Annotated in this window: 22 protein-coding genes; 8 read left to right on the top strand and 14 right to left on the bottom strand. The window is 64.6% G+C overall.

Annotated elements, in window-relative coordinates; all coding sequences use genetic code 11:
* Positions 1 to 101 precede the first annotated feature (101 nt).
* A complete protein-coding gene (locus U5782_RS30565; protein ID WP_322047602.1) occupies positions 102 to 341 on the top strand; it encodes a hypothetical protein in 240 nt (79 codons plus the stop codon).
* 43 nt (positions 342 to 384) lie between these two features.
* On the opposite strand, the gene U5782_RS30560 is transcribed toward U5782_RS30565, so the two are convergent.
* The 7 genes from U5782_RS30560 to U5782_RS30530 form a co-directional block, all read right to left on the bottom strand.
* Positions 385 to 687: a hypothetical protein gene (locus U5782_RS30560; protein ID WP_322047601.1), complete on the bottom strand. Its 303-nt coding sequence runs from the start codon at positions 685 to 687 to the stop codon at positions 385 to 387.
* Between the two features lie 137 nt (positions 688 to 824).
* Positions 825 to 1,994, bottom strand: a complete 1,170-nt coding sequence (locus tag U5782_RS30555; RefSeq protein ID WP_322047600.1) for an ABC transporter ATP-binding protein — start codon at positions 1,992 to 1,994, stop codon at positions 825 to 827.
* On the bottom strand, positions 1,991 to 2,644 hold the full coding sequence (locus U5782_RS30550) for an ABC transporter permease (RefSeq protein ID WP_322047599.1): 654 nt from the start codon (positions 2,642 to 2,644) through the stop codon (positions 1,991 to 1,993). Before U5782_RS30550 ends, U5782_RS30555 begins: the two co-directional genes overlap by 4 nt.
* 10 nt (positions 2,645 to 2,654) lie before the next feature.
* The gene (locus tag U5782_RS30545) at positions 2,655 to 3,566 is read right to left on the bottom strand and encodes a glycine betaine ABC transporter substrate-binding protein (protein ID WP_415914432.1); all 912 of its coding nucleotides are present in this window, start codon (positions 3,564 to 3,566) and stop codon (positions 2,655 to 2,657) included.
* On the bottom strand, positions 3,563 to 4,279 hold the full coding sequence (locus U5782_RS30540) for an ABC transporter permease (RefSeq protein ID WP_322047598.1): 717 nt from the start codon (positions 4,277 to 4,279) through the stop codon (positions 3,563 to 3,565). Before U5782_RS30540 ends, U5782_RS30545 begins: the two co-directional genes overlap by 4 nt.
* 689 nt (positions 4,280 to 4,968) lie before the next feature.
* Complete coding sequence (locus U5782_RS30535; protein ID WP_322047597.1) at positions 4,969 to 6,297, bottom strand: FAD-binding oxidoreductase; 1,329 nt, start codon at positions 6,295 to 6,297, stop codon at positions 4,969 to 4,971.
* A gap of 97 nt (positions 6,298 to 6,394) precedes the next feature.
* Positions 6,395 to 7,699 carry an MFS transporter gene (locus U5782_RS30530; protein WP_322047596.1) on the bottom strand — a complete coding sequence of 435 codons (1,305 nt, stop codon included), beginning with the start codon at positions 7,697 to 7,699 and terminating at the stop codon, positions 6,395 to 6,397.
* 313 nt (positions 7,700 to 8,012) lie between these two features.
* Between U5782_RS30530 and U5782_RS30525 the strand changes: the two genes are divergently transcribed.
* Positions 8,013 to 10,088 carry a tetratricopeptide repeat protein gene (locus tag U5782_RS30525; RefSeq protein ID WP_322047595.1) on the top strand — a complete coding sequence of 692 codons (2,076 nt, stop codon included), beginning with the start codon at positions 8,013 to 8,015 and terminating at the stop codon, positions 10,086 to 10,088.
* Positions 10,089 to 10,108: 20 nt separating this feature from the next.
* Here U5782_RS30525 and U5782_RS30520 read toward each other — a convergent pair whose 3' ends face one another.
* From U5782_RS30520 to U5782_RS30505, 4 genes are read right to left on the bottom strand one after another with little or no spacing between them, the layout of a single operon-like run.
* Positions 10,109 to 10,984 carry an SDR family NAD(P)-dependent oxidoreductase gene (locus U5782_RS30520; protein WP_322047594.1) on the bottom strand — a complete coding sequence of 292 codons (876 nt, stop codon included), beginning with the start codon at positions 10,982 to 10,984 and terminating at the stop codon, positions 10,109 to 10,111.
* 43 nt (positions 10,985 to 11,027) lie between these two features.
* A complete protein-coding gene (gene ribBA, locus U5782_RS30515) occupies positions 11,028 to 12,248 on the bottom strand; it encodes a bifunctional 3,4-dihydroxy-2-butanone-4-phosphate synthase/GTP cyclohydrolase II (RefSeq protein WP_415914431.1) in 1,221 nt (406 codons plus the stop codon).
* Positions 12,245 to 13,066 (bottom strand): enoyl-CoA hydratase/isomerase family protein, encoded by an 822-nt coding sequence (locus U5782_RS30510; protein ID WP_322047593.1) that lies wholly within the window; start codon positions 13,064 to 13,066, stop codon positions 12,245 to 12,247. The genes ribBA and U5782_RS30510 overlap by 4 nt, the downstream gene beginning before the upstream one ends.
* Positions 13,067 to 13,073: 7 nt before the next feature.
* Positions 13,074 to 14,027, bottom strand: a complete 954-nt coding sequence (locus tag U5782_RS30505) for an alpha/beta hydrolase (protein WP_322047592.1) — start codon at positions 14,025 to 14,027, stop codon at positions 13,074 to 13,076.
* Between the two features lie 349 nt (positions 14,028 to 14,376).
* Between U5782_RS30505 and U5782_RS30500 the strand changes: the two genes are divergently transcribed.
* Positions 14,377 to 15,570 carry a helix-turn-helix transcriptional regulator gene (locus U5782_RS30500; RefSeq protein WP_322047591.1) on the top strand — a complete coding sequence of 398 codons (1,194 nt, stop codon included), beginning with the start codon at positions 14,377 to 14,379 and terminating at the stop codon, positions 15,568 to 15,570.
* A gap of 68 nt (positions 15,571 to 15,638) precedes the next feature.
* On the opposite strand, the gene U5782_RS30495 is transcribed toward U5782_RS30500, so the two are convergent.
* The 3 genes from U5782_RS30495 to U5782_RS30485 all read right to left on the bottom strand — a co-directional run bounded on the left by U5782_RS30495 (position 15,639) and on the right by U5782_RS30485 (position 16,904).
* Entirely contained in the window at positions 15,639 to 15,989 is a 351-nt protein-coding gene (locus U5782_RS30495) for a VOC family protein (RefSeq protein WP_322047590.1), read from the bottom strand.
* Between the two features lie 127 nt (positions 15,990 to 16,116).
* Positions 16,117 to 16,428, bottom strand: a complete 312-nt coding sequence (locus U5782_RS30490) for a hypothetical protein (RefSeq protein ID WP_322047589.1) — start codon at positions 16,426 to 16,428, stop codon at positions 16,117 to 16,119.
* Positions 16,425 to 16,904 (bottom strand): DUF2778 domain-containing protein, encoded by a 480-nt coding sequence (locus tag U5782_RS30485; RefSeq protein ID WP_322047588.1) that lies wholly within the window; start codon positions 16,902 to 16,904, stop codon positions 16,425 to 16,427. Before U5782_RS30485 ends, U5782_RS30490 begins: the two co-directional genes overlap by 4 nt.
* Before the next feature lie 408 nt (positions 16,905 to 17,312).
* On the opposite strand from U5782_RS30485, the gene U5782_RS30480 reads away from it, so the two are divergent.
* Genes U5782_RS30480 through U5782_RS30460 form a run of 5 tightly spaced genes read left to right on the top strand, consistent with a single transcriptional unit; the run spans position 17,313 to position 23,702 of the window.
* Complete coding sequence (locus U5782_RS30480) at positions 17,313 to 18,452, top strand: LLM class flavin-dependent oxidoreductase (protein ID WP_322047587.1); 1,140 nt, start codon at positions 17,313 to 17,315, stop codon at positions 18,450 to 18,452.
* Positions 18,453 to 18,512: 60 nt separating this feature from the next.
* Positions 18,513 to 19,706: an acyl-CoA dehydrogenase family protein gene (locus U5782_RS30475; protein WP_322047586.1), complete on the top strand. Its 1,194-nt coding sequence runs from the start codon at positions 18,513 to 18,515 to the stop codon at positions 19,704 to 19,706.
* 11 nt (positions 19,707 to 19,717) lie between these two features.
* Complete coding sequence (locus U5782_RS30470) at positions 19,718 to 21,484, top strand: FAD-dependent oxidoreductase (RefSeq protein WP_322047585.1); 1,767 nt, start codon at positions 19,718 to 19,720, stop codon at positions 21,482 to 21,484.
* Positions 21,481 to 21,984: a flavin reductase family protein gene (locus tag U5782_RS30465; protein WP_322047584.1), complete on the top strand. Its 504-nt coding sequence runs from the start codon at positions 21,481 to 21,483 to the stop codon at positions 21,982 to 21,984. The genes U5782_RS30470 and U5782_RS30465 overlap by 4 nt, the downstream gene beginning before the upstream one ends.
* Positions 21,981 to 23,702: an FAD-binding protein gene (locus U5782_RS30460; protein ID WP_322047583.1), complete on the top strand. Its 1,722-nt coding sequence runs from the start codon at positions 21,981 to 21,983 to the stop codon at positions 23,700 to 23,702. The genes U5782_RS30465 and U5782_RS30460 overlap by 4 nt, the downstream gene beginning before the upstream one ends.
* Positions 23,703 to 23,716 lie beyond the last annotated feature (14 nt).

Here is a 23,716-nt window from a genome sequence, read left to right as displayed (position 1 = left end):
AGGTGGTTTTTCGGCACGGGAACGCGCAAAGCTTAAGCTTCTCTTCAGCGAGGCTTGGCTAAGATCGGCGTGCCGTTTCCGCGTATTGGAGTGCCCCCGCCATGAAGCCGCCGATTTTTTCCCAGTTGCATGCGGACCTCGCCGTCATCGCCATGACGGCGATGGTCATTCAGGCAGCGGTATTCGTATCGATCGAATGGTTGCGCGTACCGCTGCATTCGTTCGCAACACCGGGTTTCCGCTACGGCGTGATTGCGGTCGTGGCGCTGATGGTGCTCATCGCACGCTGGTTCGAGCGCCGCGCCGCGCTCGATGCGATGGATTCGCACTCGCCTTTGTAAATCGTGGTAAGCCGCCGTAAGCATTCGTCAGGCTGCTTGCGCTTCACACTGTTCCGCTTTCAACAGCTTGCGTATCGCTTTCGGCAATCAGCCGGTCGACGATGCGCCGGCCTTCACTGAATCCCCCCATCAACGATTCCGCCGCCGAGGCAAAGGCGCGTTCCGCAGTGCGATCGATGCGCAGCGGCCCGAGCAGCGCGACCTCTGTCGATTCATCTGAATAAATAGTCAGGATAGCGACATAATCGGTGGTGGCCGTGGGGTTAGCCTGCGTGGGCCAGGAGGGACATTGGGCTTCGACGCTGACGTCGATCGCGTGGCCGCGGTGGTGATAGAGGCGTTTCATGACGGAGGCTCGGAGCGCCGGCAGACGCGGCGTGTTACGCAGGCCTCGATTATGCGAGTGTGCAACTTAGGAAACGCTTAAGGAGTCGCGCCGAAGCCTGGGCCGAGGCTCCGGCGCGATGCCGCCCTTAGCTTATTTCACGCCGCCGCATGCGCGAGCGTGAGTACCGCGCCCGGTGGCTGACCGGTCTGCTGGCGCGAGCGACCCGAACTCAGATACGCGGCGATCGAATCCTGCGTGATCTCGCCGATATACGCCCCATCGGGGTCGAGCACCGGCATCCACGAGGCGCTGAACTGGTACATCTTCGAGAGCACCACGCGCAGGTTGTCCTCCACGGCGACGCTGGCCGTCAAGGGCGTCACGCGATCGCCGCATACGCCGTCGCCGGCGCGTGCCGCGCGGCGCGTCACGAAACCGAGCGCGTGACCCGCATCGTCGAGCACGGTCAGATAGCGGCTGTCCGTTTCGTCCATCACGGCGAAGGCCTGGGCGAGCGGCGTATTTGCGCGAGCCGTTTCGGGCTGCGTGGCGGCATCGCCGGCCTTCACGAGCAGCAGGCGCTTGAGTGTGCTGTCCTGACCTACGAACTGTGCGACGAATTCGTCGCGCGGGCGCGCGAGCAGCGTATCGGGATGATCGTATTGCACGAGTTGACCGCGCCGGAACACAGCGATGCGGTCGCCCAGCTTGATCGCCTCGTCGATATCGTGGCTCACCATGATGACGGTCTTCTTCAGTTGCCGCTGCATCTGGAAGAACTCGTTCTGGATGGATTCGCGATTGATCGGATCGACCGCGCCGAACGGCTCGTCCATGAGCAGCACGGGCGGATCGGCGGCGAGCGCGCGAATCACGCCGATACGTTGTTGCTGACCGCCCGATAGCTCACGCGGATAGCGCTTGAGATACTGCTTCGGATCGAGCGCGACCATCGACATCAGTTCCTTCGCACGCTCGGCGCAGCGCTTCTTGTCCCAGCCGAGCAGGCGTGGAACGACGGTGATGTTTTCCTCGATCGTCATGTTCGGGAACAAGCCGATCTGCTGGATCACATAGCCGATATGGCGGCGCAGATCCACTTCGTTGAGACCGGAGGTGTCCTCGCCGTTGATCAGCACGCGACCGGAGGTGGGCGCGATCAGACGGTTGATCATCTTGAGCGTGGTGGTCTTGCCGCAGCCCGAGGGACCGAGGAACACGCAGATTTCGCCTTCGTCGACCGACAGGCTCACCGCATCGACAGCCTTCACGGGCTGGCCGTCCTTCTGCGTGAAGGTCTTGGTCAGTTTGTCGAGTTCGATCATGTCTTTTGTACTCCTTTCGGTGTCAATGCGCGCTGCAGCCATTGCAGGAACAGGTCCGCAACGATGGCGAGGATGCTCACCAGCACCGCGCCTATCAGCAGCTTCATCATGCTGCTCTGGCCGATTGCGCGCAGGATCAGCGTGCCAAGACCGCCCGCGCCAATCACGGCGGCAATCGTCATCACGCCAATATTCATCACGACCGCGGTGCGCACGCCTGCGAGGATCACGGGCACCGCAAGCGGCAGATCGACAAGCCGCAGCCGCTGCCACGACGTCATGCCGATGCCGGTGCCGGCTTCCTTGATTCCCGCATCCACGTTGCGCAGCGCGAGGTAGGTGTTGCGCATGATGGGCAACAGCGAATAGAGAAACACGGCCGTTATTGCTGGCACGGCGCCGATACCCTGGCCAAAGCGCGAGAAGAACGGGATCATCAGCCCGAACAGCGCGATGGAGGGCAGCGTGAGAACGATGGTGGCGACGCCGAGCAGCGGCCCCGCAAGCCATTCGTGACGATTGATCAGCACGCCCAGCGGCACGCCGGCGATGATCGCGCAGCCCACGGCAATCCCCACCAGATAGATATGTTGTAGCGTCAGCTGCAACAGGTCGGGCCAGCTCGAAGCGAGATAGTCGAAAACGCTCATACGGACTCCTTCAAGGCAGAGGGCGTGCGCGCAGGAAGTCCTGCGCCACTTCGCGCGGCGGCTTGCCGTCCAGGTCAACGGCCTTGTTCATGTCCTGCATGACCTGGTTGTTGAGCGCAGCGGAGAGGGCGTTCAACTGCGCCGCGAGCTTAGGGTTCTGGTCGAGCGTGCGCTGTTGCACAACGGGCACCGCGTTGTACGGCGGGAAAAAGCGCTTGTCGTCTTCGAGCGGAACGATGCCGAAGCCCTTCACGCGACCATCGGTGGTGTAGACGAGGCCGATTTTCAGCTGGTTGTTATGCAACGCCGTGTAGACCAGACCCGGGTCCATCTGCTTCATCTGCGAACGCTTGAAGTGCATGCCATAGGTGTCGAGAAACGGCTTGAGGCCGTCGGGACGGTTGGCGAACTCCGCATCCATACCAAACACCACATGCTTCGCATCGGGGCTCGTCTTCAGATAGTCGGCGAGTTGCGACACGGTTCTGATGCCCGAGGACTGAGCGAACTGGCTCGGCAGGCCCAGCGCATAGGTGTCGTTGAGCGACGATGCATTGAGCCAGACGAGGCCGCGCGGCGCGTCGAGCGCCTTCACGCGTTGATACATTGCCTCGGGGCCGAGCTTGTCGGTGATCTTGTCGTAGACCAGCGCCGCGGTGCCCGTGTAATCCCACACGAGATCGAACTGGCCGTTTTGCAGCGCACTGCGCATGAGCGTGCTGCCAAGGCCCGAGCGCACTTCCACATCGTAGCCACGCGAGCGCAGATACTGCGCGGTGACTTCGGCCAGCACGTATTGCTCGGTGAAGTTCTTGGCGCCAATCACCAGCCGGGCCGCGAAGGCGCTGCTGCTCGCAGCGGCGCAGAGCACGCCAATCGCGCACAGGCTGGCGAAACGTCGAATCGTAGTCCGAAACATCATGCGACACCTCCATGACGAAGGCGCCACTGACGGCTGCCAGTTGCGAGGATGCCGTCGAGCAGCAGCGCGAGAATCGCGGTGCAGGCGGCGCCGAGCAACAGCAGCGGTTCGTTGTCGAGATAGATGCCGGGGAAAATCAGCGAGCCAAGGCTGTCCGCGCCGATCAGATACGCGAGCGGCGCGGTCCCCACATTGATGGCGAGCGCCGTACGCACGCCGCCAACGATGATCGGCAGTGCGTTGGGCAACTCCACGCGGATGAGCGATTGCCAGCCCGTCATGCCGATGCCCTTTGCGGCTTCGCGCAGCGAAGCGGGCACGTTCTTCACACCTTCATAACTGTTGCGCGTGATCGGCAACAGTGAAGCCAGAAACAACGCAACGATGGCGGGAATATCGCCGATGCCGAAAATGCCGAGCGAGATCGCCAGCACCGCAAGCGAAGGAATCGTATTGCCGATGTTGAAAATCTGCATGAAGCGCTCGGCCTGGCGCTGAAAGCGCGGCCGGCTCAGCAGCACACCGGAAGGCACGCCGACGAGGATCGCCAGCGCCATCGACCAGGCGACCAGCAGCATATGCCGGCCCGTGTAGTACGCGAGATCTCCCGCATGACTGCGGAAAGTATCCGCGCCGATGCCGCGGGCTAGCGCCCAGGCAATGACGGCTATCGCGATCAGGCTGCCCACCACCTGGACAGTACGTCGATTCATGAAGATACGCCTCCTCAAACTCGGTGCGGCGTGTGTCTGCGACACAATGGACGACACGCCGCGAAGACGCCAGATGGCGCCGCGAAGGGAAGTTCGTGATCCCGGCAAGGCCGCGATTGAACTGACGGAAACAGTCCATGCCGGCCACGGTCAAGCGCGGCAGGCAGTCGATTGAACGCGCAACGGCGTTCGTCTGATTGTCATGTTCAGCCCGGCGTAGCGAAAAGCGTGCCTGAGCTAGGCGCCGTCTTTAAAAAGACGACATGAATGCGGAAGACCCAGGTTCAAAACCGGATCTTGACCCGCTGGAGCCGGAGGCCCCCTTGATGTGGCGAAACAGAATGACGCACGCTATAAAACAACGACAAAGCGCAGACGGGAATCCCCGAATTTATCTTCTGTTTCGCACGAAATCGTGAATTTTGTGATGAAGATGAACCGAGTATAGAGCAATCAATTAAGCGCGTCTACCATAGGGATCAATCATAGTGAATTGCAGTCGATTGAAAAATGGCTATAAAAGCGGCATATCGCGTCACATTAGGTATTTGATTCGGATATCGAACGAATGAGATTGGGTATGATTTTCCGAAATCCCAGTCTGCCTGGTAATACCGTGAAAAAATAAAAAGGGCGGTGCGCTTGAATGCAGCACCGCCCTCGGCGTGTTCAGCGGCGTGTGCCGCGCATCAGATTTCGCCACCTGGCACGATGGGCATGCCCGGCGCAAAACGATCCAGCGAGAACGCGGCGAGATCGATGCCCGCATCGCGGCCAATGGCGATATCGGCGGCCACGCGGCCCGCCGCGGGACCGATGCCGAAGCCGTGGCCCGAGAAACCGGTCGCAACGGTCAATCCCGGAACCGTTGCGCATGCACCGATATACGGAATGATGTCGGGCGTGACGTCCATATAGCAGGCCCATTCCTGCACGACCTGCGCGTCCTTGAAGGCAGGATAGAGCCGCGCCATGCTCGCCAGCGCGGCCGCGACGCCGCGCTGCGACGGTGCCGGGTTCATGGTGCGCGTGCGCTCGAACGGGCTGGTCTCATTGGCGTTCCAGCCCGGACGGTCACGAAACTCGCGCAATGCGGTGGCGTCGAATCGCGGGCGGATCGAGCGCCAGTTCTGCTTGAGCAGTGGCGTATATTCGCGCAGAAAACGCAGGCCGTCGGGGCTGACCGGCGTATAGCGGTGACCGCTGTAGCCAATCGTATAGCCGCCGTCCAGGCGCTTGCGATAGCCGATGTCGCCGAGCCAGCCGCAGGTATCAGGACCATTGTCGACCGGCGAGGTGCGCAGGACCGTGCCCAGCACTTTCAGTTGCGGCAGGCGCACGCCTTCATTCGCGCAGAACAGGCTCGACCACGCGCCGCCCGCGAGAATCACGGCATCGCAGGCTATGCGGCCACGGCTCGTGACGACGCCTGAAACACGGCCCGCCGAGCGTTCGAGCGCGCGCACCGAGCAATGCGCGATGAGGGTTGCGCCGCGCGCCTGAGCCGCGCGAGCCAGCGCGGGTGCTGCGCGCTGCGGTTCGGCGCGGCCATCGGTCGGCACGAACAGGCCTGCACGCAGCGAGCGCGAAGCGCCCGGCATCAGCTTCGCAAGATCGGCGCCGCGCACCATCCGTGCGCCGGTGTCGTAGCCCGCCGCATCGTCGAACCATTGCTGGAAACCCGCTTCATCCTCTTCGGTCGCGCCGATATAGAGCACGCCGCATTCGCGAAAGCCCACGTCGGCGCCCACGGTGTCGGCCATCGCGCGCCAGTGACGCATGCTCTCGGTGATGAGCGGCATCTCGCGCATATCGCGGCCCGCCTGGCGGCACCAGCCCCAGTTGCGGCTCGATTGCTCGCCGGCCACGTAGCCCTTCTCGCAGAGCACCACGCTCACACCTTGCGAGGCGAGATGCCATGCAGCCGCTACGCCGATAATCCCGCCGCCGACAATCACCACATCCGCGCGCGCGGGCAGGATCTCGGCTGAAGGCACGGCGTCCACATACGGTCCCATCTTGTCTTTCCTGGTAACGGGCGGCGGCCATCGGGGCGCGTCGCCGTGTTTGACTTGAGCCAGGCAGTATAAGGGTTGGGCGCAAGGACGCGAGCGCTCAGGCGACGGCGGCGGGGACCACGGCGCGGCGCGCCATGTACCAATAGAACAACGCGGCGCATCCCGCGATCACACCGCCAATGACGAAGGCGAGCGTGTACGAGCCGGTGCGGTCGACGATAAAGCCCGCCACGACCGGCGAGAAGGCACCGCCGAAATAGCCGCCGAAATTCTGGATCGCACTGACCGAAGCGATCATCGAACGCGGTGCGATATCGCCCGCGAGCGCCCACGCATTGCCGATGGTCGCAGCGATACAGGCCAGCCCGAGCGTCATCAACGTGATGGTGACGCCGATCGTCTGCACGAAGGGGAGCGCGACCGCGCACAACGCCGCGCCCAGCGAACAGATGACGATCAGCAGCCGCTTGGCGACCAGCGGCGAGGCCACGCCGCGATCCACGAGCTTCGCGGCGATGAAGCCGGCGACGATCTCACCGGCCGCGCCGCCGAACCACGGAATGCTCGCATAGACGCCAAGTTGCACGAGCGAAATATGAAAGCGGTCGAGCAGATAGAGCGGCAGAAAGACCAGAAACAGATTCCACAGCCAGATCGCGCAGAAGTAGCCGAAAATCATGCCCCACACGCTTTGCGACGCAAAGAGCGCACGCCACTTGATAGGCGCGCTATCGAGCGAATGCTCATGACCGCCGCCGCCTGCCTCGATATAGGCGAACTCGTCGCGCGATAGCCGCTGGCTTTGCGCGGGATTGCGATAGAGCAGCAGGAATAACGCGGCAAACACGATGCCAATTGCGCCCGTTACGTGAAAGAGCGAGCGCCAGCCAAAGGCGATCATCAGCGCCACCAATACGGCAGGCGCGAGCGCGGGGCCCCATTTCGACGACGAATCCCAGATGCCGGTAGCGAAGCCACGCTCCTTGGCGGGGAACCACGCGGCCGTGATCTTGGCGGAGGTCGGCCAGCACGGCGCTTCGCCCACGGCCAGCAGCACGCGCATGAGCACCAGACCCGCGACCGAGCCCACGATGCCCGTGAGCCACGTGGCGAGACTCCACCAGATCATGCCGATTGCGTAGACGCGCTTCGCGCCGAAGCGGTCGATGATCCAGCCCGCGGGCAATTGCATGACGGCATAGGTCCACGAAAACACCGTGCCGAGCAGGCCGATCTGCGTGCGTGTAAGACCAAGGTCGTGGATCATGCCAGGCGCGGCAATCGCGAGATTCGCGCGGTCCAGATAGTTGATGATGCCGCCGATCATCAGCCAGGCGAGTACGTGCCAGCGGAAGTTGGCGCGGGTGGAAGTCGATGCATTCGCAACAAGCTTGTCGTCCATCTCGTCTCCGGTTTTTGTATGCACGCCCAGAATGTGGGAAATGCGTGCGTTCTGGGCGTGTGGGGGCCTGCGTCCCGGACATTCTGCGCTTTTGCTGGAGGAGCGTGAAGTGGGGTGGTGAATATCGTTATGGAAGAGACGCAATAGCGTAATGGCTATGTCGATAAATGCACAGGATGACGAATGAGATGATGCGGCGGAATAAAGCGATGGTTTTTTGGTATGGCCGTGTGCGAGAGCCGTGTAAATTGACGTCCTTTTTGCTATCAGGGATTGCGTGCTTACAGCAATAAGCGGCGGATCACGAGAAAGTATGGAACACAATCAGAGTGCCTACGGTGTAGCGCTTTCGCTCATGGAGAGCGGAAACCCGGGCAGAGCCCTTGAGCAAATCGCGGTATTGCTCGAGGTCACCCCAGACAATGCCAATTTGCTCAATCTTGCCGGCGCCTGCTGCCATGGCATGGGACAACTGACCGAGGCGCTCGCTTACTGGGAGCGTGCCGTTCAGAGTTGCCCTGAGCTTGCCGAAGCTCACAGCAACCTCGGATCGGTATTGGATCAACTGGGTCGACAGGACGAGGCTGAGGCGGCGTTGCGCCGGGCGCTGGAGATCGCTCCCCGGTTTGCTGAAGCCAACAATAACCTCGGCTCGCTGTTACTCGCTACTGGCCGCACGACGGAGGCAGAAGCGGCATTGCGTCGTGCGTTGGTCAATCGGCCCGATTACACCGACGCCCGGCGCAATCTAGGCATGGCGCTGCAACGACTCGGACGTTTCTCTGAAGCCGAAACCGCGTATCGCGATGTTCTGAACGCGCAACCCCATTCCAGCAGGGCCTGGAACGACCTCGGCGTCGTGCTGATGGAGCAGAGCCGTCTCACCGAGGCAGAAGCTGCCTATTGCCACGCCCGGGATATCGAGCCGCACAGTGCGATGGTGCATGCCAATCTCGCTCGCCTGCTCTATGGGATGGGGCGATCGGACGACGCGTTGGCGGCGGCCTGGCGGGCCGTTGAGTTAAATCCGGCGCAGGCAGATACCTACCTGATTCTCGCCTCGGCGTTGGATTCGCAAAATTCGGGTGACATCGGCCCGGCAATCGCCGCGCTTCGACGGGCCATCGAGCTGGATCCGGATTGCCTCGCGGCGTACTCCAATCTCGCCTTTACGTTGCCGTTCACATCCGAGGACGGCTATGAACTACTCGAAGAATCCCGGCGCCTGGCCGCTCGCTTTGAAACACCGGCGCTTCGCGCAACCGTGTCGCACACCAATGACCGGTCGCCGCAAAGGCGTCTGCGTATCGGTTATGTCTCGCCGGACTTTCGCTACCATTGCCAGTGCTATTTCATGACGCCGCTTCTCAGGCATCACGACCACAGTGCGTACGAAATCTACTGCTATTCAAGCGTGCGCAAGCCAGACGAGGTGACTCGCGGGTTGGCGAGCGTGGTCGACGTCTGGCGCGATGTTCTCGAACTGAGCGACGAGGAACTGGCGAAGCAGATTTCGCACGATCGCATCGATATTCTCGTCGATCTGACCATGCACATGAAGGACAGCCGTCCGCTGCTCTTCGCGCGCCGACCTGCGCCGGTACAGGTGGCGTGGCTCGCCTATCCCGGTACGACCGGCAGCCGTGCAATCGATTACCGATTGACGGATCCGTGGCTCGATCCGCTTGGCAATCCCGGCGCTGACGCGCGCTATAGCGAGCGATCGATCCGCCTGCCCGATACCTTCTGGTGCTTCGATCCCTTGGTCACGGGGCCCGCGGTGAGCGCGCTGCCTGCCGACGAAAACGGCTTTGTCACCTTTGGCTGCCTGAATAGTCCGCGCAAGCTGACCGACCGGGCATTGCGGGCGTGGTCGAGGGTGCTGACGTCCGTCGACGGGTCGAGGATGATCCTGCTGGTCGCGAAAGGGCGCGCTCGCGAACAGGTCAGCCAGAAATTCAAGGCACTCGGTGTCGATCCTTCACGCCTGACCTATGTGGATCACCAGCAGCGCAGCGATTATTTGCGGACTTACTGCAATATCGACATTTCGCTCGATACGTTGCCGTACAACGGTCATACCACGAGCCTCGACAGTTTCTGGATGGGCGTCCCGGTTGTCACGGTTATCGGGAACACGCCGGTGGCGCGGGGCGGCTATTCGCTGCTGTCGAATCTCCAGCTACCGGAGCTAGCCGCGCATTCCGACGAAGCTTACGCGCAGATCGCCGTCGATCTGGCGAGGGATTTGCCCCGGTTGAGGCAATTGCGCTCGACCCTTCGCGCACGGATCGAGCATTCGCCGCTGATGGATGGCGAGCGCTTCGCGCGGAGCATGGAAGCGGCCATGCGTGCCATGTGGCACGCATGGTGTCAACAGGATGCCTAAGCAAATCCAGTCGCACGCGATCAAGCGACGATCGCCGGATGCGCCTGCACCGGACCACCCAGTTGCGCGCGGTGCGAAGGCGGTTGCCGTCCGTCGATGTCCGTGATGCTGTATTCGCGCGCCAGCTCCGCCCCCACCAGCACGAGCCCCGACTTTTCCGCGCGCTGTGGATCGCGATACAGCGCATCGACGAGACGGCCCGTGAATTGCGGGCTTTCCGCAAGTTCGCTGAAACCCGCGTATTGCTCGGGATGCGCGGCGATCACGCGCGCGGTGCGCTCGGTCTGGAGCATGCCCATCCAGATCGACACGGCGGCCACGCCGAAGGGGCGCAGATCGACGGCCATGTCCTTGGCGAACTTGTCCACGCCGCTTTTCTGCGCGCCGTAGGCTGCGCCGTGCATATAGCAGCTCGCGCCGAACGAGGAAGTAAAGGCAATCAGGCCGTCGCGCTGCGACGTCATCATCTGCGCCGCGTGCCAGCTCGCGACATAGGCCGAACGCAGCCCCACGTCGAGGATATCGACCATCGCTAGCGGCTTTTCCCAGAACGGTGCAGGCCGGATCAGTTCGTCGTGCAGAACGGTCGCGTTGTTGACGAGTACGTTCAGGCGCCCTTGCTCGCTGCGAATGCGCGCGAACACGGCTTCGACCTGGGCGTCGTCGGCGTGATCGCAGGGCAGGGCGATGCCGCGCCCGCCTAGCCGGTCGATCTCGGCGGCGGTAGCGTGGATCGTGCCGGGCAATGGCGCATCGCCTTCATGCTGCGAGCGGCCGGTCACATAGACGGTGGCGCCGGCTGCGCCCAGCGCGAGCGCGATGCCCTTGCCCGCGCCGCGCGAGGCGCCGGTGACGAGGGCAACGTAAGACCCCTGCGGATGGGACGAGTTGGCCATGCTCAAATGCTCCATGCGTGTGCGATAAGGGGAGAAAGAAACGTCAAGCCTCGACTAGGGGGCTCGCGCTATACGTCGCGAAGGCCGCGGCGCGGATCGCATCGACTGATGTGTTGCAAGGCACGGCGTCTTCATCGGCGAGATCAGGCAGATCAGGCAGATCAGGCAGATCGCCGAGCGGAATAAACGCGCTGATTTCCAGCCCATGCCCCGAAAGCGCAGGCAATTTCAGCGGACTGGACAGCACGTTGAGCCGGCGCAGCCCAAGATCGCGCAGGATCTGCGAGCCAATGCCGTAATGGCGTTTGCCGGCTACCGACGCCGCCTGCGCATCGCGTTGGCCATGCGCCACGCCTGCGCGCAGTTCGCAGTCGAGCAACACCACCACGCCGCGCCCGCAGGCCTCGATACGCGCGAGCGCCGCGTGCAGCGTCTGGATGGACGCATGCGCATCAGGCCGCTCTTTGCGCGCATCGAGCAGGTCGAGCAACGACGCGCGCTCCTGCATGCGCACGAGCGTCGGAATCTCCGCTTCGGGTTGGCCGCGCACGAGCGCGAGATGCGTCGCGCCACTCACGCGGTCGCGGTACTCGATCGCCTCGACTTGGCCCCACGCCGTGTCGAGCGTGCGGGCTCCCACGCGTTCGACCAGCGATTCGCGCTCGCTGCGATAGCGGATCAGATCGGCGATGGTGCCGATCTTCAGATCGTGCTCGCGCGCAAAGCGCTTCAGTTCGGGCAGGCGCGCCATCGTGCCGTCGTCGTTCATCACCTCGCAGATCACGGCGGCCGGGGCGAGGCCCGCGAGCGCCGTGAGATCGCAGCCCGCTTCGGTATGCCCCGCGCGCACGAGCACGCCGCCGTCGCGCGCGACGATGGGGAACACATGCCCGGGCTGCACGAGATGCTCGGCGCGCACGCCGGGCGCGATGGCGGTGCGGATCGTGTGGGCACGGTCGGCGGCGCTGATGCCCGTCGTCACGCCTTGCGCGGCTTCGATACTCACCGTGAAGGCCGTGCCGTACTGCGTGCCGTTGCGCGCGCTCATCGGCGCGAGTTGCAGGCGCGCGGCGTGGTCGGCCGTAAGCGTGAGGCAGATCAGGCCGCGCGCATGACGGGCCATGAAGTTGATCGCTTCGGGCGTGACGCAGTCGGCGGCGATCACAAGATCACCCTCGTTTTCGCGGTCTTCCTCATCGACGAGGATCACCATGCGGCCCGCGCGCAGTTCCGCGACGATGGCGGCGGTATCGGACAGTTTCATGCGTTGTGTTCCCCGTTGGTTGTGCGCGCATCGAAGCGCGGGGCGCGGCGCTCGGCAAACGCGGCGGTGCCTTCGCGGAAGTCGCCCGCCGACGTGCTGGCGAGAAAGGAGCGCTGCTCGGCCAGCAACTGTGCGTCGAGCGTGCGGCGCGGCCCATCGGCGATCAGATGCTTGGTGTTCGAGAACGCGACGGGCGAGAGCGCGGCCAGCCGCGCGGCGCGCTCGCGCGTGGCGCAGGCCAGCTCGGCGGCGGGTACGACCCAGTTCACGAGCCCGACGCGCAAGGCATCGGCGGCGCTGTGGCGCTCGTCGAGATACAGCCATTGCGCCGCCACCCGCTCGCCTAGCAGGCGCGGCAGCGTGAAGCTCGCGCCGCCATCGGGCGAGGTCCCCAGGCGGTTGTACGCGGAAGTGAAGGTGGCGTTGTCGGCGGCGATGGCGACATCGCACGCGGCCACCAGCGCGAGGCCGAAGCCTGCTGCCGCGCCATTGACGCTGGCCATCACGGGCTTGGGCGAACGCGCGAGCGTTGCGATGGCAAGCTGCGCATGGCGCACGAGCTTGCCGATGGCGCGCGTGCGGCGGGCCTCAGGGAGCTCGAGCGCGGCGCGCATCGCGTGGACGTCGCCGCCTGCCATGAAGGCGCGGCCCGCGCCGGTCAGCACGATCGCGCGCACTCCCGGGTCTTGCGTGAGGCGATCGAGGCGCGCGCACAACTCGACGGCCATTGCTTCGCTGAGCGCGTTGAGCGTGTCGGGGCGCTCGAAGGTGAGCGTGGCGACGCCGTCGGCAAGGGTGACGCTGAGGGTATCGGTCATGACAGGCTTAGCGATGAAGCGCGGCGCGCAGCGCGCGGGCAGCGAAGTCGAGCGCGGCGTCGGCGGCATCGAGCACGCCGAGCAGGCTCGCGAAGCCATGCATCTGGCCGGGCCAGCGCACGAGCGTCGCGGCCACGCCCGCCTGCGCCAGGCGCGCGGCATAGTGCTCGGCTTCGTCGCGCAACGGATCGCATTCGGCGCTGACGATGGTTGCGGGCGCAACCTGATCGAGTCGTTCCGTGCCCAGCGGGCTGGCGAGCGGGGCGGCGCGATCCACGCTGTTATCCGCGCCGAAATACTGGTCCTTGAACCAGCGCATCAGATCGGCGTCGAGCAAATAGCCTTGGCCATACGTTTCGTATGAAGGATGCTCGTGCGCGCAATCGAGAACGGGATAGAGCAGCAACTGGTGCGCAATCGCCACTTCGCCGCGCAATTGCTGCGCGCAGACGGCGGCGAGATTGCCGCCAGCGCTGTCGCCGGCTACGGCCAGCGCGTCGGCGCGCGCGCCCAGTTGCCCGGCGTGTGCCGCCGCCCAGCGCACGGCGGCGAGCGCATCGAGCGCGGCGGCCGGAAAGCGCGCCTCGGGCGCGAGCGGGTAATCGACGGAAAGCACCAGCGTGCGGGCGCGCGCCGCGAGCGTGCGGCACAGATTGGCGTGCGTGTCGATTCCACAAGCGACGAAGCCGCCGCCATGAAAGAACACGGTGAGCGGCAGCGCTTCGACGGCCGCATTCATCGGACGAATCGGACGATAGAGCCGCGCGGCCAGGGGACCGACGGCGCCCGGCAGCGTCAGGTCTTCTTCGGCGGCGACGGCGTCGCCGGGGCCAAAGGCGCTCGCGGCGCCGCCGGCCGCGAGCGCGGCGCGATAGCTCGCGGCATCGAGCCGGGCATAGTCGGGCGCGGGCGCGCCGGCCAGTGAGGCGAGCAGCGCGGCGGCCTGGGGATCGAGCGCCATGCGGGTTTCTCCTTGGAAATCGTTCAATCGGGTGAAGAAGCCGTCGATAGACGGTGAAAGCGCGCCCAGTGGCGTCATTGGAGCGCATTGAAACGTGAAGGCATGGCGGCGGCATCGTCCGATCAGACGAGGGGCGGGCGGCCCGATCGGCGTAATGTCTGCGGCGGGGCAACGCGCACGGCTCGATCCCTGCGGGCCCCGACAAGAAGCGCCCGGCAATGCGGCGCAGACGAGACAAAAACGACACAGGGCGACGCACCGGCCAGGGGAATGTCCCGATGCCGGATGCATCACCGCCCCGTACAGTTGGCCGTCGCCGGAGGCGGCTTGGAGGACGGAGACCGTGTTGATGGAGACGAGATGGGCCCCGGAAGAGGGCCAGGGCGCGAGCCTGGAAGCGAGCGCCGTGGCGGGTATCGACGTCGCGCAGTTCAGCGCGCTCGCGGCGAGCATTTATCAAGGGCCGCTGGATGCAGTGCCCTGGAAGGGCGCGCTGGAGCTGATCCGCCGCCACCTGGACGCCAGCTATACGACGCTGATCCTGCGCTCGCCGTCGAGTGACCGGCGCGGTCTGATGGTGCACGCGGCCGAGAGCGGCGCGGGCGCGCCCAACGACGCGTCGTACAACGACTATTACTACTCGCTCGACCCCTTCGTGGGCCTGCCCGCGGAGCGCGTCGTAACGGTGGACGAGGTGTTTGGCGAAACCGGCTGGCTGTCGAGCGAGCTATACAAGCAGTTCCTGCAACCCGCCGACGTGCGCTACATCATGGGCGCCGACCTGCGCACCGAAACGGGTGTGGAGTGCCGGTTCCGCGTCTGCCGCAAGCACGGCACCGCGCATTTTTCCGCGCGCGACAAGGCGTTTTGCGCACTGCTGCTGCCGCATTTGCGCCGCGCGGTGGAACTGCATTCGCGGCTCGATGTGGTGGAATCGGAGCGCACGCTTTACGCGAGCGCCATCGACCGTATGCTGGTGGGCACCGTCACGCTCGACGAAAGCGGCGCGATCATGAGCACCAATAGCGTCGCCGACGAAATCCTCGCGGAAGCCGACGGTCTGCGCCTCGCGCGTGGGCAAATCGAAGCGACCGACAGCCACGAGAACCGGACGCTGCAAAGGCTGATCCGCCACGCCATGATGGGACACTTCGGCACGGCGGGGCCGCTGGTCGAAGCGATGCCCGTCACGCGCAGCGGCGATCGCCCGAAGCTGGGTGTGCTGGTGCGCACGGTGCCGCTGTCCGACTGGTCGGAGGACAACCGCCGCCGCCCCGCAACAGTGCTGTTCCTGCGCGACCCGGATCGCAAATCGCAGCGTTCGCAGGAGATCGTGCGCAAGCTGTTCGATCTCACGCCCGCGGAGACCTCGCTCGCGTTGCTGCTCACCAATGGCCTCACGCTCGAAGAAGCCGCCGAAGAGTTGGGTATCAGCAAGAACACGGCGCGCGCCCATTTGCGTTCGATTTTCTCGAAGACGGGTGTGACGCGGCAGGCTACGCTCGTGCGTATTCTGCTGGGGAGTGTCGTGCCGTTGGGCTGACGCGCTTCGCTAACCGCGCCTCGCTAACCGATCATGGAGGGCGGCCGTGGCAGGCCGCCTTCCGTGCCTTATACGATGTGCTTCTGCGTCAGAACGAGCAGCGCGCCGTTGCGATCCTCCAGCACCGCGCGCAATTCATGCGGCCCCTGCTGCACGGGCACGCGCACCGAAGCGCCTGTTGCCACTACACGCGCCATCGCCGCGTAGAGATCGTCATCCTCAGCAATCCGAAACGTCAACGCCGGACGCTCGACGATCCGCTCGTCGCCCGCCACCAGCGCGATCGTGAGCGGGCCGCCTTCCAGCGCGCAATAGCGCTCGCCGTCGCGCATCTTCACCGTGAGTCCGAGACCGTCGACAAAAAACGGCAGCGCCGTGTCGATCGTGTCCACCGGGTACAGCATCATCGAAGCCTTCATTGCATCTTCCCCTGGGTTGTCTGGCGTGGTCATGCCACCAGTCGATGCTAGCGCGTGCGTGGGCGCGCGCCATGTCCGATTGGACTAGGGGGGCGAATGAAGAAGCCCGCCGAAGCGGGCTATTACTTCAACGCAAACGCGGAGAAAGGACGCGTCGCCATGTAAACCTGCTGATAGAGACAACGATACCTGCACAAATCAAGCAAGTCGAAAAAATCAGAGCAGAGATTCCAGGGTCCATCATTTGCAGTACACCAGGATCATATTCTGGTTTGAATTTTCGGACAATCCAGAGTGTGGCGTTGTTGATTTTCTCGTAAAAATCAATGGGGATTTCGTTGATAATTCGAGCGATAATGAAATGATTTGCGAAAGCAAACGAACCGAACCAGGTTTCAATCGTTAAAATAATCCAGCCAATCAATAAAATACGTCTCATCGCACATCAACCGTGCCGTAAGCGCGTAACGTGGAACCGGGGACGGGCAGCATAGCCTTTTGCGTGCGAATGTATCGTTGCAGACTGTCGAATGCGAACGGACTGACTACGGTAATGCAACCTTCGCTCAGGCGCTCGTGCCCCTCTGGGTGCAGTCTGAAACTCCCCCGCCTGATACCGTTAATCATCGTTGTATCTCCGCCGATCGGGTTCCATAGCATAAACCATTTGAATCGATCGGTGCTTAGCGTGGACGCGGCGATCCAGTCATGCGCCCATCCAAACATGCCGCCGGATTGACGAACGACCAGATAATACGTGCCTGCGGGCAATGGTCCGATATTGGGCATGGCTGTATCGGCTGTGTTATCCCGGCCTTGTTTCTGTCCGGAATAGGCGTCTACCGATCCGAATCCCGAACAAGTCAGCGTGGATGTTGTCTTGTTGTTTAAGAGAAATGTGCATCTCACGGGCATTGTTTCTTATCCTCCATGCATTACCTTCAAGTTGTAGAAATAACCGGCCCGGCGTGCAACCGGTTATGCGATGACCAACAACTCGCCCGCACACGCAATGCTGACGCTGCCCTGGCGGGAGGCGGTATCAGAAACATCCGAATCGGCTTGCGAGTCATTCGGGGCGAATCGCGACTCTCCGTGGGCTTGACGCTCGTCTAACCCGTTCAACATCGCAGGGTCGGCACACTGCGCCGTCCACACTCCCTTTCGCGCTAATCCAAACAGACGATGCCGCGCTTGCCGTGCGCACAGAAACTTCGTCTCATGAACCGCCACGATTGCACCTTGCCCGTCTGCGGCAGGGCGGCGGCAAATCAGACTCAACGAGCCGACACAACAAGCCGACCCAACAAGGAGACACCTGCGATGAAGTTTTCCCTGATCTACGAAGCCCAGACCACCGACGCGTCGCGCGAAGGCGACCACCGCGTCTTCAAGGAGACCGTCGAGCAGGCGCTGCTCGCCGAGCAGGTGGGCTTCGACACCGTCTGGTGCGTCGAGCACACCTCGCTCACGAACTACGCGCATATGAGCGCGCCGGAAACTTTCCTCGCCTATCTCGCGGGCCGCACGACGCGCATCGGCCTCGGTCATGGCGTGATCTGCCTGCCGCCCGCGATGAATCATCCGATCAAGGTGGCCGAGCGCGTCGCGCTGCTCGACATCCTCTCGCAGGGCCGCGTGCACTTCGGCGTGGGCAAGGGCGGCAGCCAGCAGGAAGCGGGCGCGTTTGGCTACGACCTGGCCGAGCTGCAGCCGATGATCGACGAGTCGATGTATCTGGTGCCGAAGATGTTCGTGCAGGACGAGATCGAGCATAACGGTCAATACATCAAGATTCCTAAGCGTCCGATCCACCCGAAGCCGTATCAGGACCCGCATCCGCCGATGTACATGGCCTGCACCAATAACGACGGCCTCGTACGCGCCGGTCAACGCGGTCTGGGTGCGCTGGTGCTGGGCTTCGGTGGTCCGGACGAAGTGGCGAAGAAGAACGCGCTCTACCGCGAAGCGTGGCGCACGCGCAAGGCGGAAGACCAGGTGGGCTTCCGCCCGACCGAGCATCTGGCGGCGCTGTGCCCGGCCATCGTGCTTGCGGACGGCCAGCAGGCGCGCAAGATCGGCATTCGCGGCCAGCGCTACTTCATGGAGTCGCTCGCGTATTGGTACACGGGCGGCGAGCGTCCCGATCCGTCGAGCTGGGGCGACGACCTCATGCAGGCCGATGGCGGCCAGATGGTGATCCGCTCGCGCTTTGCTTCGGAAGAAGTGGTGGTGGATTTCAGCGACCCGGCGCTCTCGATGATGAATCCCAATCACGCTTACGGCACGGTCGACGACTGTATTGGTTACGTAGGACGCCTGATGGAAGCGGGCGTGGACGAAGTGCTGTTCCTCTGCCAGATGGGCACCGTGCCGCACGAAGCGCAGCTCGAGACCATCCGCAATATCGGCGAACACGTGATTCCGTACTTCAACCGCGTGAAGGCGCGCGCCGTCGCCTGAGCGGGCACGCCAGCCGCTTCGATACAACCCTCGACATAAAGAAGACACAAGGAGACAGCGGTGCATCGAGATTCCGATTCGAACACCCTCGCGGCCGACCTGATCGCGCGCGCCCAGGCGCTCGCCCCCGTACTGGCGCAGCGCGCCGATGCGGCGGAAGCCGAAGGGCGCCTTCCCGCGCAAACGCTCGCCGACCTGCAGGCGGGCGGCTTCTTCAAGGTGCTGCAACCGAAGCGCTATGGCGGCTACGAGCTGGAGCCGCAGGTGTTCTTCGAAATCCAGATGGCGCTCGCGCGCGGCTGCATGTCCACGGCGTGGGTCTATGGCGTGGTGGGCGTGCACAACTGGCAGCTTGCGCTGTTCGACGAGCAGGCCCAGCGCGATGTCTGGGGCGACGAACCGGCGACGTTGATCGCGTCCACCTATATGCCGGTGGGCAAGGTCACGCCGGTCGAAGGCGGCTTCCGGCTTTCGGGCCACTGGAAGTTTTCGAGCGGCAGCGAGTTGTGCGAATGGGTGTTTCTCGGCGCGCTGGTGCCGCCCGCGCGCGATGGCGAGCCGCCCGAATATCGCACCTTCCTGTTGCCGAAGAGCGCTTACCGGATCGAGCGCGACTGGGATGTACTGGGCCTGCGCGCGACGGGCAGTCACGATATCGTCGTCGACGATGTGTTCGTGCCGGCGTATCGCACGCACAAGGCCGTGGACGGCATGATGGGCACGAGCCCCGGTCTCGCTGTGAACGATGCGCCGCTGTTTCGCCTGCCGTTCGCGCAGATCTTCGTGCGGGCGGTCTGCACGGCCTGCATCGGCGCGCTGCAAGGGGCGGTGGACGATTTCACCGCCTATGCGGCTAACCGCGTGAGCGCCAACAGTGGCGCGAAAACCAGCGACGATGGCGGCGCGCAGAGCGCCTGCGCCAATGCCGCTACAGCCATCGACGAAATGCAGGTGCTGCTGCGACGTAATTTCGCGGAGCTGCTGGCGGCCGCGCAAGGCGGTCCCGACGTGCCGATCGAGCGGCGCGTGCTGTTTCGCTATCAGTCCGCGCAGGTGGCCGAGCGTTGCGCGCAGGCGGCCAACGCGCTGCTGCGCTATGCGGGCGGCAACGGCATCTACCGGCGCAATCCGCTGGTGCGCCGCTTCCTCGACCTGCATGCGGCGCGCGCGCATTACGCCAACAACCTCGATCGCTTCGGCCAGAACCTGGGAGCGGTGATGCTCGGCCGTCCCAATACGGACTTCTTCGTCTGAGGGCGGCCATCATGAACGAGCAGCCCATGCAGAGCGAAACCTTCGACGTGGTGATCGTCGGCTCCGGCGCGGGCGGCCTGCTGGCCGCGTGCCGCGCGGCCGATCAGGGGCTATCCGTCGTGGTGATCGAAAAGAGCGGGGAGTATGGCGGCACCTCGGCGGTGTCGGGCGGCGGCATCTGGGTGCCGTGCAATCACCACATTGCCGAGGCGGGCGGCCAGGATACGCGCGAAGCGGCGCGCACTTATCTCGACGCCTGCACCGAAGGTGCGAGCACACCCGCGCGTCTCGATGCCTATCTCGACACCGCGCCCGAGATGCTGCGCTATCTCGAGGCGCGCACGCCTGTGCGTTACCAGTCGCTGCCGCGTTACGCCGATTACTTCCAGGATCGTCCCGGCGCGTTGCCGGGCTATCGCGCGCTCGATCCGTTGCCGTTCGACGGCGCGCGCCTGGGCAAGGAGTTCGCGCGTTTGCGCGCGCCGTCGCCGGGTACGCTGATTGGCGGGCGCGTGGCGGTGACGTCGAAAGAGGCGCACACACTGCTCTCGAAAGAGCGCGGCTTCATGACGCTCGCGCTGCGCGAATTCGGACGTTACTGGTTCGATATCGGCGCGCGGGTGCGCTCGCGCCGCGACCGGCGGCTCACGCTCGGCAATGCGCTAGTGGGAGGGCTGCGTTATGCGCTGCTCGAACGTAAGGTGCCGCTGTGGCTCGATACGCCCATGCGCGATCTGATCGAAGCCGACGGCCGCATTCAAGGCGTGGTGGTCGAGCGTCAGGACGCAACGGGCGCTCAGGCGCTACGCGTGTTCGCACGTCGCGGCGTGATCCTGGCGGCGGGCGGCTTCGAGCGTAGCCAGGCGTTGCGCGAGCGCTTTCTGCCGCAACCCACCGAGGCGCAATGGAGCGCCACGCCGCCGCACAACACGGGCGACGCAATCCTAGCGGGCGAACGCGCGGGCGGCACGCTCGCGCTCATGGAACACGTGTGGGGCGCACCTACGTTGCGCGTGGCAGGCGAGGAGAAGCAGCGCGCGCTATTCGTCGAGCGCAATCTGCCGGGTTGCGTGATCGTCAACGGACTGGGCCAGCGCTTCATCGACGAGGCCGCGCCGTATTCGGAATTCGTCTACGCGATGTATCGCGATCATGCGCGCACGGGAGCCTGCCTGCCCGCGTGGATGATCTTCGATGCGCGCTTTCGCAAGCGCTATCCGTGCGGGCCGATCATGCCCGCGTCGATGATGCCCGATTCACGTATTCCGGAGTCCTTCCGTTCTCTGCTGCATCGTGCCGACTCGCTCGATGCGCTGGCGGCTGAGATCGGCGTGAGCGCCGAGGGCTTGCGCGACACCATCGCCCGCATGAATCGCTTCGCGGCAAGCGGTATCGACGAGGAATTCGGCAAGGGCGGCAACGTCTTCGACACCTATTACGGCGACCCGGCGGTGAAGCCGAATCCGTGCCTCGCGCCCATCGGCGAAGCGCCGTTTTACGCCGTGCGCATCGACGCGGGCGACATCGGCACCAAAGGCGGTCTCGTCACCGATGAAAACGCGCGTGTGCTGCGCGCCGACGGCAGCGCCATCGCGGGCCTCTATGCGATCGGCAACACGAGTGCCTCGGTGATGGGCGCGAGTTATCCCGGCGCGGGCTCGACGCTTGGGCCCGCGATGACCTTCGGCTATCGCGCCGCCGACCATTGCGCGGCGCAGGCCGCCGATCCTTCTTCTGCTTCGCGCCATCGCGGCGAGCTTCATGGAGTCACACAATGAGCGAACTTTCCCTCGAACCGCTGCGCGCCGACATGCTGCAAGCGATGCGCCGCCTCGCGCGTTCGGTCGCGGTCATCAGCTGCTGCGACGGCGAGCGCCGCTATTCGATGTCGGCCACGGCGGTCGATTCGTTGTCGACCGAGCCGCCTTCGCTGCTCATCTGCATCAACCAGTCGTCGTCGATCTATCCGCCGCTCGCGGCGGGCGCGGACTTCTGCGTCAATCTGCTGGCGGCGCGCCAGCAGGACATCGCCATCGACTGTAGCGGCCGCCTGAAGGGCGAGGAGCGCTTCACGAGCGGCGACTGGCAGCGCTCCGGGCACGGTGTGCCTTATCTGCACGGCGCGCAGGCGAATCTCGTGTGCGCGCAGGATGGGCGCTTCGATTACGGCACGCATACGGTGTTTATCGGCAAGCTGCTCGAAGTGAAGCTGAGCGGCGAGGTCGAGCCGCTGCTTTACGTCGATGGCGCGTACACCACTGCGGCGGCCACCGCATGAATACGGCCGCCACGCCGGTCGAGCCGCCGCTTGTCGTCGCCGACGCGCATGCGCATCGCTGGGACGATAGCTGTGGCGTGCTGATCGCGGGCTTTGGCGCGGCGGGCGCGTGTGCGGCGCTCGAAGCGGCGCAAGCGGGCGCGCGCGTGTGCATCGTCGAGCGCTTCGACGGCGGCGGCGCGAGCGCGAAAAGCGGCGGTGTGGTCTATGCGGGCGGCGGCACGCCGTACCAGCGCGAAGCGGGCTACACGGACACGCCAGAAGCGATGGCCGCCTATTTGCGCGGCGAAGTAGGCAAGGCGGTGTCGCCTGCTGCGCTCGAACGCTTCTGCCAGGGCAGCGTCGCGCAACTGGCCTGGCTCGAACGCCACGGCGTGCGCTTTGGCGCGACGATGCCCGAGCGCAAGACCTCGTATCCACCCGAGCGCGCGTTCCTCTACTACTCGGGCAATGAAGCCGTGGGCGATGCGCCCGCCGTGCCGCCCGCGCCGCGCGGGCATCGCGTGGTGGCGCGCGGCATGTCGGGGCACGCGTTGTTCGCCACGCTGCGCCGTGCCGTGGAAGCCGAGCCCAACGTGCAGATCGTCCGCCACGCGAGCGTGCGGCGGCTGATCGTCGATACCAGCGGCCGCGTGATAGGCGCGCAAATCTGGCGCGTCAAACCGGGCGCGGCGCAACGACGCCATGCGCGTCTGGCGCGCTGGGCGGAGAAGCTTCACAACGGCTTGCCCGCGATGGCCGACCGTTTGCGCGCGGCGCTGCATCGACTAGAACTGCAATCGAGCGAAGTGATCGACATTCGCGCCGATGCGGTTGTGCTCGCCACCGGCGGCTTCATTTTTAACCGCGAGATGGTGGCGCAGCACGCACCAAACTATCTGGACAACTGGCGTCTGGGCACCACGGCGTGCGATGGCTCGGGCATCCGCCTGGGCGTCTCGGCCGGTGGCGTCGCCGATCGCATGGAGCGCGTCTCCGCGTGGCGCTTCATCAATCCGCCGTTTGCCTGGGCGCGCGGCTGCGTGGTCGATGCGCAAGGCGAGCGCTTCTGCAACGAGGAAGTCTATGGGGCGACGCTCGGCCATGCGATGTGCGAGACGCGCGAGGGCCGTGCCTGGCTGATCCTCGACGCCGCCCTGGTGCGCGAAGCCTTGCGCGAATGTCTGCGCGGGCGCTTGTGGGCCTTCCAGAGCCTGCCCGCGCTCATGCTGATGCTCGCGAACCGGCGACGTGCGGATACGCCCGCGCAACTCGCGGCGTTGATCGGGGCCGATCCGGCCACGCTCGAACGCACGTTGGCCGATTACCGCGCCGCGGCGCTGGAAGGCCGCGACGCCACTTTCGGCAAGTCCGCCGCGATGCTCGCGCCGCTGGCGCGCGCGCCGTACTACGCGCTCGATATCTCGGCGGCGAGCCGCGTGTTTCCTTGCCCCGCGATCACGTTGGGCGGGCTGCGCGTGGACGAAACCACCAACGCGGTGCTGCGCGAGTCCGGCGAAGCGATCGCGGGCCTTTACGCGGTGGGCCGCGCGGCGCGCGGGCTGGCCTCGAATCATTACGTAAGCGGCCTGTCGCTGGCCGACTGCATCTGGTCGGGCCGTCAAGCCGGTCGCGCCGCGGCGCGCGATGTGCTGGACGCACGCGATACCTCATTCGCCATTCAACGACACAACGTTGCAGGCGCAACGGTAATACCCCTTCATCCACTGACACACTGACGAAAAGAGAGAAC

The sequence above is a fragment of the Paraburkholderia sp. J67 genome (assembly GCF_905220265.1).
Lineage (GTDB): Bacteria > Pseudomonadota > Gammaproteobacteria > Burkholderiales > Burkholderiaceae > Paraburkholderia.
The sequence above is the reverse complement of the archived record's forward strand: the minus strand, read 5'-3'. Positions and strand labels throughout refer to the sequence as shown.

Coding starts and splice junctions, on each gene's coding strand:
- U5782_RS30565 (WP_322047602.1), top strand. CDS start 102: ATGAAGCCGCCGATTTTTTCCCAGTTGCATGCGGACCTCGCCGTCATC.
- U5782_RS30560 (WP_322047601.1), bottom strand. CDS start 687: ATGAAACGCCTCTATCACCACCGCGGCCACGCGATCGACGTCAGCGTC.
- U5782_RS30555 (WP_322047600.1), bottom strand. CDS start 1,994: ATGATCGAACTCGACAAACTGACCAAGACCTTCACGCAGAAGGACGGC.
- U5782_RS30550 (WP_322047599.1), bottom strand. CDS start 2,644: ATGAGCGTTTTCGACTATCTCGCTTCGAGCTGGCCCGACCTGTTGCAG.
- U5782_RS30545 (WP_415914432.1), bottom strand. CDS start 3,566: ATGATGTTTCGGACTACGATTCGACGTTTCGCCAGCCTGTGCGCGATT.
- U5782_RS30540 (WP_322047598.1), bottom strand. CDS start 4,279: ATGAATCGACGTACTGTCCAGGTGGTGGGCAGCCTGATCGCGATAGCC.
- U5782_RS30535 (WP_322047597.1), bottom strand. CDS start 6,297: ATGGGACCGTATGTGGACGCCGTGCCTTCAGCCGAGATCCTGCCCGCG.
- U5782_RS30530 (WP_322047596.1), bottom strand. CDS start 7,699: ATGGACGACAAGCTTGTTGCGAATGCATCGACTTCCACCCGCGCCAAC.
- U5782_RS30525 (WP_322047595.1), top strand. CDS start 8,013: ATGGAACACAATCAGAGTGCCTACGGTGTAGCGCTTTCGCTCATGGAG.
- U5782_RS30520 (WP_322047594.1), bottom strand. CDS start 10,984: ATGGCCAACTCGTCCCATCCGCAGGGGTCTTACGTTGCCCTCGTCACC.
- ribBA (WP_415914431.1), bottom strand. CDS start 12,248: ATGAAACTGTCCGATACCGCCGCCATCGTCGCGGAACTGCGCGCGGGC.
- U5782_RS30510 (WP_322047593.1), bottom strand. CDS start 13,066: ATGACCGATACCCTCAGCGTCACCCTTGCCGACGGCGTCGCCACGCTC.
- U5782_RS30505 (WP_322047592.1), bottom strand. CDS start 14,027: ATGGCGCTCGATCCCCAGGCCGCCGCGCTGCTCGCCTCACTGGCCGGC.
- U5782_RS30500 (WP_322047591.1), top strand. CDS start 14,377: ATGGAGACGAGATGGGCCCCGGAAGAGGGCCAGGGCGCGAGCCTGGAA.
- U5782_RS30495 (WP_322047590.1), bottom strand. CDS start 15,989: ATGAAGGCTTCGATGATGCTGTACCCGGTGGACACGATCGACACGGCG.
- U5782_RS30490 (WP_322047589.1), bottom strand. CDS start 16,428: ATGAGACGTATTTTATTGATTGGCTGGATTATTTTAACGATTGAAACC.
- U5782_RS30485 (WP_322047588.1), bottom strand. CDS start 16,904: ATGCCCGTGAGATGCACATTTCTCTTAAACAACAAGACAACATCCACG.
- U5782_RS30480 (WP_322047587.1), top strand. CDS start 17,313: ATGAAGTTTTCCCTGATCTACGAAGCCCAGACCACCGACGCGTCGCGC.
- U5782_RS30470 (WP_322047585.1), top strand. CDS start 19,718: ATGAACGAGCAGCCCATGCAGAGCGAAACCTTCGACGTGGTGATCGTC.
- U5782_RS30465 (WP_322047584.1), top strand. CDS start 21,481: ATGAGCGAACTTTCCCTCGAACCGCTGCGCGCCGACATGCTGCAAGCG.
- U5782_RS30460 (WP_322047583.1), top strand. CDS start 21,981: ATGAATACGGCCGCCACGCCGGTCGAGCCGCCGCTTGTCGTCGCCGAC.